The organism is Variovorax sp. 20P10.2.4, assembly GCF_058244205.1.
In genome coordinates this window covers 1-7785 of record NZ_JBZAYE010000344.1, presented here as the reverse complement: position 1 = coordinate 7785, position 7785 = coordinate 1, and the positions used below count along the sequence as shown (strand labels likewise).

The 7785-nt window shown below is 69.7% G+C and carries 10 protein-coding genes and 1 pseudogene; 5 read left to right on the top strand and 6 right to left on the bottom strand.

All coding sequences use genetic code 11. The features are described from left to right. A pseudogene (locus AC27VN_RS26140) lies at nucleotides 1–276 on the top strand (DUF4124 domain-containing protein); the annotation flags it as partial. A 15-nt stretch (nucleotides 277–291) separates the two neighbouring features. Here AC27VN_RS26140 and AC27VN_RS26135 read toward each other — a convergent pair. From AC27VN_RS26135 to AC27VN_RS26110, 6 genes are all read right to left on the bottom strand, one after another. Beyond that, nucleotides 292–627, bottom strand: a complete 336-nt coding sequence (locus tag AC27VN_RS26135) for an RnfH family protein (RefSeq protein ID WP_490878408.1) — start codon at nucleotides 625–627, stop codon at nucleotides 292–294. A gap of 7 nt (nucleotides 628–634) precedes the next feature. Beyond that, the gene (locus AC27VN_RS26130; protein WP_093341784.1) at nucleotides 635–1081 is read right to left on the bottom strand and encodes a type II toxin-antitoxin system RatA family toxin; all 447 of its coding nucleotides are present in this window, start codon (nucleotides 1079–1081) and stop codon (nucleotides 635–637) included. Between the two features lie 90 nt (nucleotides 1082–1171). Then, complete coding sequence (locus AC27VN_RS26125) at nucleotides 1172–2410, bottom strand: dienelactone hydrolase family protein (protein WP_296787860.1); 1239 nt, start codon at nucleotides 2408–2410, stop codon at nucleotides 1172–1174. A gap of 51 nt (nucleotides 2411–2461) precedes the next feature. Next, a complete protein-coding gene (locus AC27VN_RS26120) occupies nucleotides 2462–3004 on the bottom strand; it encodes a flavin reductase family protein (RefSeq protein WP_057591703.1) in 543 nt (180 codons plus the stop codon). 2 nt (nucleotides 3005–3006) lie between these two features. Further along, nucleotides 3007–4281, bottom strand: coding sequence for a styrene monooxygenase/indole monooxygenase family protein (locus AC27VN_RS26115; protein WP_422097112.1), 1275 nt, complete (start codon nucleotides 4279–4281; stop codon nucleotides 3007–3009). Between the two features lie 50 nt (nucleotides 4282–4331). Then, nucleotides 4332–5120 carry an SDR family oxidoreductase gene (locus AC27VN_RS26110; protein ID WP_490878407.1) on the bottom strand — a complete coding sequence of 263 codons (789 nt, stop codon included), beginning with the start codon at nucleotides 5118–5120 and terminating at the stop codon, nucleotides 4332–4334. 132 nt (nucleotides 5121–5252) lie between these two features. Here AC27VN_RS26110 and AC27VN_RS26105 point away from each other — a divergent pair, with 132 nt between their 5' ends. The 4 genes from AC27VN_RS26105 to AC27VN_RS26090 form a co-directional block, all read left to right on the top strand. After that, entirely contained in the window at nucleotides 5253–6251 is a 999-nt protein-coding gene (locus tag AC27VN_RS26105) for an AraC family transcriptional regulator (protein WP_208507819.1), read from the top strand. 85 nt (nucleotides 6252–6336) lie between these two features. Next, nucleotides 6337–6813 (top strand): SsrA-binding protein SmpB, encoded by a 477-nt coding sequence (gene smpB / locus AC27VN_RS26100; protein WP_057591776.1) that lies wholly within the window; start codon nucleotides 6337–6339, stop codon nucleotides 6811–6813. A gap of 107 nt (nucleotides 6814–6920) precedes the next feature. Next, nucleotides 6921–7304 (top strand): COG4315 family predicted lipoprotein, encoded by a 384-nt coding sequence (locus AC27VN_RS26095; protein ID WP_093341776.1) that lies wholly within the window; start codon nucleotides 6921–6923, stop codon nucleotides 7302–7304. A gap of 21 nt (nucleotides 7305–7325) precedes the next feature. Then, on the top strand, nucleotides 7326–7785 hold a 460-nt coding region (locus AC27VN_RS26090; RefSeq protein WP_490878406.1), incomplete at its 3' end, for a sigma-70 family RNA polymerase sigma factor.

Genomic DNA, 7785 nt, shown 5'->3' with positions numbered 1-7785 from the left:
GCCGCGCCCAAGGCGCCGACGGTCGACAAGGACCTCGAGGAAAAGACAAAGAAGGCCGAGGCCGACGAGAAGGCCAAGCAGGCGGCAGAAGCCGCGAAGCTCGCCAAGGCCAAGGCCGAGAACTGCAGCCGCGCCCGCGAGAGCAAGGCCACCATGGACAGCGGCATGCGCATCGCGCGCGTCAACGCCAAGGGCGAGCGCGAGATCCTCGACGACAACCAGCGCGTGGCCGAGCAGCGCCGGCTGCAGTCGGTGATCGACAGCGACTGCAAGTAAGCCGCGCCGAGGGGTTCAGTACCCCGCCTTGCCGCCCTTGCGCCGGTTCGCGAACAGTCCGGTGCCGCGCGCGCCCTGCTGCTGGAAGCGCTCGCGCCGCGCCACCTTCGGATCGACCTCTAGCGCTCGGCACAGCTCGACGCGGTCGCCGTCTTCGAGCGCATCGTCCCAATCGGCGGTCCGGCCCCAGATGCCGGGCGTCATCGTCTGGCGCCAATCGAGCGCGGGAAAGCGCTGAGCCAGCGTGCTGGCGCGGATCGCATCGTTCACGGTGGCGCCGGTGGGCAGGCGCAGCGGCTCCTCGAACACCTCGCGCGGTGCCGGCGAGCAGCTCAGGGTCACCTCGATCATCGGTGCTTCAGGGCGCGCCGTAGACCTGCTCGGCGCGCTTGACGAAGGCCTCGACCAGGCTCGATGCGATGGTGTCGAACACCGGCCCCACGAGGGCCTGCAGCGCGAAGTTGCTGAAGCCGTAGCTCAGGTGCAGCTCGACGCGGCAGGCGCGCTCGCCGCCCTCGCCCACCGGCACGAATTTCCAGTGGCCGTCGAGGTTGGAGAACGGCCCGTCGACCAGCTTGAGCTGCACCTCGCGGCCGGGCACGTGGGTGTTGCGCGTGGTGAAGCTCTGGTGCAGGCCCGCGAAGGCCAGGCCCACCTCGGCGGTCATGCCGGCCTCGTCCTGCTCGATGACGCGCGCCTTGTCGCACCAGGGCAGGAACTGGGGGTACTTCGCCACATCGGTGACCAGCGCGTACATCTCTTCGGCGCTGTACCAGATGAGAACGGACTTGTTGACTGTTTTCATTGAATCGGATCGAGAGACCGATTCATTGTAGGGAGCCTCCGTGGCTCCCTCCTCTCGCCGGACGGGAGCCCGCTCTCTAGTCCAGCCCTCTCAGCCCGAACGCGACCAGGCCGCCATCAGCGTGTTCGAGGGCTGCGTCTCGTCGAGCAGCTTGCGTGCGGTTTCGACGCCGGCCACCGGCAGGCCCTTCGGATCGAGCAGCCCCACCTGCACCAGCACGCTGGCCTGATCCCAGTAGATGTGCTCGTGGTAGAGCTTGTCGCCGCGAAACTTGACGATCGCCACCAGCGGGATCTCCACCGGCCTGCCCGTGGGCGCCACGCCGGGCAGCAGCCAGTCGATCTCGCAGGTATGGGTGAAGCTGAACAGGATCTCGTCGACGATCTGCGTCGCGCCCACGGTGCGCGAGATCGGCACGAGCCGCGTGTCGGGCGGATTGCTGTTCACGAAATGGTGCTGGTAGAAGCGGCTCAGCATCGCGTGCCCCACGCCGCCGGTCATGGTCGGGATGTGGTTGACGTAGGGCTCGGCCACCATGGTGGCCATGGTGTCGGCCACGTTGCGGGTCGCGAACTCGTACTCGCAGTGCTTGTCCCACAGCGCCGAGAAGTCGTAATGCGGCCCCATCTCGCGGCGGAACGCAGCCACGCTGCGCTCGTGCGCCATCAGCGCCGAGGGCTTGTGGTAGTGGTCGCCGCCCAGGCGCGCGAAGGCATGGTCGACGCCCGGATAGACGTAGAGCTCGCAGCCAGGCCGCGCACCGAGCGTCTCGACGATGCGCGAGCGCGCCTCGGGCGGGCAGAAGCCGTCGAGCTCGGGGATGTGCAGCACCAGCCGGCCCTGGATGCGGTCGGCCTCCTCGAGCCGCTGCTCGATGCCCACGCCGTAGTAGCCCACGCAGACGTCGGCGTCGGTGCGGCAGGCCGCGAGGTAGGCGAGTTTGCCGCCCATGCAGAAGCCCAGCACGCCGGCCTTGCCCTGCTGCTCGGGCAGCGAGCGCAGCAGCGCCAGCGAAGCGGCCACGTCCTCGGTGCCCTTGTCCTCGTCGAAGCCCTTGTAGAGCGCGAAGGCCTTCTGCCAGTCGTCGGGCGCATAGCCGAGCTCGACCTCGGGCTGCTGGCGCCAGAACAGGTCGGGCGCGAGCACCACGTAGCCTTCTTCCGCGTAGTAGTCGGCCACCTGCCGCATGGTGGCATTGACGCCGAAGATCTCCTGCGCCAGCACGATGCCGGGGCCCTTGCCCGAGGCGGGGGTGGCGAGGTAGGCGCGGAAGCTGCCGCTGCCGTCGATGGCCGGCACCTGCAGCCAGCGGCCCTTCTGAGCTGTCATGTCTTTCTCCTTGTTCCGAATCTCTGAGTCGTGGGGTGGTACGGCCGGCGCTCAGGCCGGCACGCACTCGTCGCGCAGGGTGGTGAACTGGCCGCAGGCATAGAGCAGCGGCAGCCCTTGCGCGTCGGTGATGCGCGCGGCCTTGACCTCGCCGATAAGCATCGCGTGGCTGTGCGCCACCATCATCTCGTCGACCACGCAGTCGAACACCGCGAGCGCGCCGCGCAGCACGGGCGCGCCGGTCACCAGCGTCTCCCAGTGCGCGGGATCGAAGCGCTCGCCGGCCTCGCCCTGGCGCGAGAAGGCCAGCGCCAGCGCCGACTGGTCGAGCGCGAGCAGGTTGACCGCCATGCGGCGGCTCTGCGCGATGGTGCGAAAGCTGCTGCCCTGCAGGTTGACGCAGGCCAGGATGCGCGCGGGCTCGGCCGAGAACGAGGTCACGGCCGTGGCCGTGAGGCCCACGGGCGTCTGCCCGTCGGTGCTCGTGACCACGGTCACGGCGCCGACCAGGCAGCGCATGGCGCGCCGGAAGTCGCCCGCGCCCACGTTGGGCTCGCAGCGCAGCGACTCGATGGCCCGGAACTCGCCGCGCATGGTCAGGCCGCCTCCGGTTGCGGCGCCAGCGAGCGCAGGTAGGCGCTGCTCGCGTCGGGCGTCATGAAGAACTCGGCGTAGTCGCGCGGATCGTTGAAGCCGTTGACGAAGCGCCGTGCCACGGCCGCGTTGCCCTGGGCCGCGCCCAGCACCTCGAGCACGTGCGGGGGCGGCGGCTGCAGCATCGCGTTGGTCCACTCGACGACGTGGCGCGCATAGCGCCAGTAGCCGTCGAAGGCCGACTGCATGAAGTCCGCGTCGAAGGCGCCCTCGCCCTGCGCGAGGATGGCGCGCAGGTAGGCATCGGCGCACTTGGCGGCGTTGTTCGAGCCCTGGCCGGTGATCGGGTCGTTGAGGCACACCACGTCGCCCATGCCGAGCACGGCGCGGCCCGAGGGCAGCCGCCCGACCGGCTTGCGCACCGTGGGCGCGAAGCGGCCGGCCAGGATGCCGTTGTCGTCGGTCAGGCGCACGTCGCGGCAGCGCTCGGCCTCCCAGGGCGTGAAGGTGTCGAGGATCGACAGCGAGCGCTCGAGGTGCTGCGCGGGCGTCTTCACGTCGGCCCAGCAGTCCATCGGGCCGCCCGGCACGCCCTCGAACACCATGATCTCGCACGGCCCCGTCACGGTCAGCGCGGGGAACACGAAGTACTCGCCGACACCGGGGATCAGGTTGAAGTTGACGGCCGAGTACTCGGGGCGCGGCGTCATGCCGTGCACATAGGTCAGGGCCAGTGCGCGCTGCGGCTTGTCGTAGGGCGAGCGCTGCGCGTCGCGTTCGAACATCTGCGCGATCTCGCCCTTGCCGGCGGCCACGATCACCAGGTCGTGCGACTGGGTCCAGCGCTCGAGGTCCTCGATGCCCGCGTCCTGGAACAGGATCTGCCCGCCGCGTTCCTCGAAGGTCTTCATCCAGGCCGGCACCTTCACGCGCTGGTCGACCGAACGCGCGGGCGCGTCGAGGCGGTGCGACCAGCCGAGCAGCTTCTCGCCGGGCTTCTCGGGATGCGGCACGGCGAAGCCGATGCCCTCGACCGGCGGGCAGGCGTCGGCCCATTGGTCGATGCCGAGGTCGCGCTCGATCTGCAGGCTGGCGTCGAACATGCACTGGCTCGACATCACGCGGCCGGTTGCGATGTCCTCGGCGCTGCGGTTCGAGACCACGGTCACCTCGTGGCCCTCGCGCTGGAGGCCCAGCGCCAGTTGCAGGCCCGACTGGCCCGCGCCGACGATCATGAAACGGCGCGGCTTGGCGCCCTGCGATGCGATGTTGCTCATGGGTATGCCTCGTTCGTGGGTGGGATGAAGAAAGGGTGCGCTGGGCGCCTTCAGGCCGCGAGCTTGGGAATGGCCGGCTCGCCCTGCTCCGGGCCCAGGGCCGAATAGCCGCCGTCCACGGCCCAGTCGGCGCCGGTGACGAACGAGGCCTTGTGCGAGCACAGGAAGGCCACCACGTGGCCGACCTCGACCGGGTCGCCCACGCGGCCGAGCATGTGGAAGGGCTTGGCCACCGCATCGGTCTTGGCGCGGTCGCCGCCGGTGAGCTGGTCCATCACGGCCGACCAGGTCCAGCCCGGCGAGACGGAATTGACGCGCACGTTCATCGCCGCCAGGTCCAGCGCCATGTTGCGCGTGAGCTGCACCAGCGCGGCCTTGCTCACCGGATAGAGCCAGCGGCCGGTCTGGGCCACGCCCGAGGAGATCGAGGTGAAGTTGACGATGGCGCCGCCGCCCGCGGCCTGCATGAAGGGCAGCGTGGCGCGCGCCATCATCACGGCCGAGACCACGTTGACGTCGAGCGCGGTCTGCCATTCGCCGCGCGGCGAGGCCAGGCCGTTGTCGAGGTAGCTGCAGGCCAGGTTCACGAGCGCGTGGATGCGGCCCTCGGCATCGGCCGCCTGTTCGACGCAGGCCTGCACGGCGGCGTCGTCGGTGATGTCGGTGGCGATGAATTTCGCACCGATCTCGCGCGCCACCGCCTCGCCGCGCGCCACGTCGATGTCGGCCAGCACCACGCGTGCACCGGCATCGCGCAGGCAACGGGCCACGCCCGCACCGATGAGGGTCGCGCCACCGGTGACGAGCACCGTCCTGTCCTGCAAGTCCTTGTCGCTCATGCCTTTTCTCCTGGTTGGTCCCGTTGTCAATTGCTTGCAGTTACTTTAGATTTGAAGGATTCAGACCCCAATCCGGATTGCGCAGCCGCTGTCCGCAAAACGCATTTATTCGCTGCCCCCACGCCGCCCCGCATGGAACACGCTGTCGCTGCATCGGCCTCGCTTCCCCTGTCGCGCTATGCCGTCATCGCCACGCCCGACCTCGACGAGGCGCGCGACGAGGTGGCGCGCATCTTCTGTCCGCACCGGCTGCACCTCGGGCACGGCAGCTCGCGCTTCGACGCGCGCCACCATGTCGCGCCGCTGGGCGACATCTCGCTGAACTACGTGCAGTACGGCGCCGAGGTCGAGATCGATCCCGGCTGCCTCGGCGACTTCTATCTGCTGCAGATCCCGCTCAGGGGCAACGCCCGCATCGAGTGGGCCGGCCGCTCCTTCACCTCCGACGCGCACCGGGCCTCGCTGGCCTCGCCGAGCCAGCCGCTGCGCATGCGCTGGGGCGACGACACGCCGCACCTGATCGTGAAGATCGGCAAGGCGGTGGTGCAGCGCCACTGGGAGTCGCTGTGCGGCGAGGCGGCCGGCGCGCGGCCGCTCGAATTCGAGCCCGAGATCGCGCTCGACGAGGGCGCGGGCGCGAGCGTGAAGCACCTGGTCGAATTCCTCGCGCAGGAGCTCTCGTGCGGCCGCACGCCGCTGACCACGCCCTTCCTGGCCCAGGCCGAATCGGGCCTGATCCACACGCTGCTGGGCCAGTTGCCGCACAACCAGAGCGCGCGCCTGGGCGCCGAGCGCGGCGACGTCTCGCCGCGCGCGCTGCGCCGCGCCCGCGAGTACATCGAGGCCCACCTGCCCGATGCGCTCACGGTCGACGAGATCGCCTCGGCCAGCGGATTGTGCGTGCGCAGCCTGCAGGTGGCGTTCCGCCAGCATGCGGGCCAGACGCCGATGGCCTACCTGCGCGAGCGGCGGCTGCTCGCGGTGCACGAGCGGCTGAGCGAGCCGGGCGCCGACACCACCGTGACCTCGGTCGCGCTGCAGTTCGGCTTCGCCCACCTCGGGCGCTTCGCGCAGGACTACGCGCGCCGCTTCGGCGAATCGCCCCATCGCACGCTGCAGCGGCAGCGCTGAAGGTCCCCGCGGCCACTTTCATAGAATCCACGCCCTGTGCATGCCGGGCGGTTGTCCGGGCGCCATGCGCCCCCAAATGACAACGATGGCCACCAAGAAACAAGACACCTCCTCCCGCATCGCCGACAACAAGAAGGCGGCGTACAACTATTTCTTCGAAGAACGCTTCGAGGCCGGCATGGTGCTGGAAGGCTGGGAAGTGAAGGCGCTGCGCGAAGGCAAGGTGCAGCTCACCGACGGCTACGTGGTGATCCGCGACGGCGAGATGTTCGTGCTGGGCTGCCAGATCAACCCGCTCAAGAGCGCCTCGACCCATGTGACGCCCGACTCGGTGCGCACCAAGAAGCTGCTGCTGCACAAGGAAGAGATCCGCCGCCTGACCGGCAAGGTCGAGCAGAAGGGCTACACCCTGGTGCCGCTGAACCTGCACTGGAAGGCCGGCAAGGTGAAGTGCGAGATCGCGCTGGCCAAGGGCAAGGCCGAGCACGACAAGCGCGACACCATCAAGGACCGCGAAGGCAAGCGCGAAGTCGAGCGCGCGATGAAGAGCCGCAGCCGCTGAGCCGCGGCGTTCGCGCTTTTTTTGCGCGGCCATGGAATAAACGCGGCGCCGCGGGCGTTCATGCAGGTGTCGCCGGATCGTCCGGCGCCACAACCAGGAGCTCTTCCATGCCGCTGACCTCGCGCCGCCTTCCCTTCCTCGCCGCCACGCTGCTGGCCGCCGGTTTCCTCTCGCTGCCCGCCGCGGCCCAACCCAAGGCCGCCGACGGCGCCCTGGTCGGCCCCAACGGCATGACCCTCTACACCTTCGACAAGGACACGGCCGGCAACGGCAAGTCGGTCTGCAACGGCCAGTGCGCCACCAACTGGCCGCCGTACATGGCGGCCGACGGCGACAAGGCCGCGGGCGACTTCAGCATCGTCACGCGCGACGACGGCAAGAAGCAGTGGGCCGCCAAGGGCTGGCCGCTGTACTACTGGATCAAGGACACGAAGCCCGGCGACAAGACCGGCGACGGCGTCAACGGCAGCTGGAAGACCGCCAAGCCCTGAGCCCGGGCCTTCCCGCCTTCCATGGACGCCCGCCAGCTCGCCCCGCACATTCCCGGCCTGCGCCGCTATGCGCGCGCGCTGACCGGCAATGCCTGGGCGGCCGACGACCTGGTGCAGGACACGCTCGAGCGTGCCTGCAGCAAGTGGCGGCTGTGGGTGGCGGGCAGCGACCTGCGTGCCTGGCTGTTCGCGATCATGCACAACCTCTTCGCGAGCCAGGTGCGCCGCGCGCCGCCGCCGCATGCGGCCGTGTCGCTCGACGAACTGCCGCCCGAACAGCAGGGCGGCGTCGACCCCGGCCGCGACCACGGCGTGCGGCTCGACCTGCAGCGCTGCCTGCTGCAGCTGCCGGAAGAGCAACGCGCCGTGCTGCTGCTGGTGACGCTCGAAGACCTGTCCTATGCCGAGGTCGCGAAGGTGCTCGGCATTCCGCTGGGCACCGTGATGTCGCGGCTGTCGCGCGCCCGCGTGCGGCTGCAGG

Coding starts and splice junctions, on each gene's coding strand:
- AC27VN_RS26135 (WP_490878408.1), bottom strand. CDS start 627: ATGATCGAGGTGACCCTGAGCTGCTCGCCGGCACCGCGCGAGGTGTTC.
- AC27VN_RS26130 (WP_093341784.1), bottom strand. CDS start 1,081: ATGAAAACAGTCAACAAGTCCGTTCTCATCTGGTACAGCGCCGAAGAG.
- AC27VN_RS26125 (WP_296787860.1), bottom strand. CDS start 2,410: ATGACAGCTCAGAAGGGCCGCTGGCTGCAGGTGCCGGCCATCGACGGC.
- AC27VN_RS26120 (WP_057591703.1), bottom strand. CDS start 3,004: ATGCGCGGCGAGTTCCGGGCCATCGAGTCGCTGCGCTGCGAGCCCAAC.
- AC27VN_RS26115 (WP_422097112.1), bottom strand. CDS start 4,281: ATGAGCAACATCGCATCGCAGGGCGCCAAGCCGCGCCGTTTCATGATC.
- AC27VN_RS26110 (WP_490878407.1), bottom strand. CDS start 5,120: ATGAGCGACAAGGACTTGCAGGACAGGACGGTGCTCGTCACCGGTGGC.
- AC27VN_RS26105 (WP_208507819.1), top strand. CDS start 5,253: ATGGAACACGCTGTCGCTGCATCGGCCTCGCTTCCCCTGTCGCGCTAT.
- smpB (WP_057591776.1), top strand. CDS start 6,337: ATGGCCACCAAGAAACAAGACACCTCCTCCCGCATCGCCGACAACAAG.
- AC27VN_RS26095 (WP_093341776.1), top strand. CDS start 6,921: ATGCCGCTGACCTCGCGCCGCCTTCCCTTCCTCGCCGCCACGCTGCTG.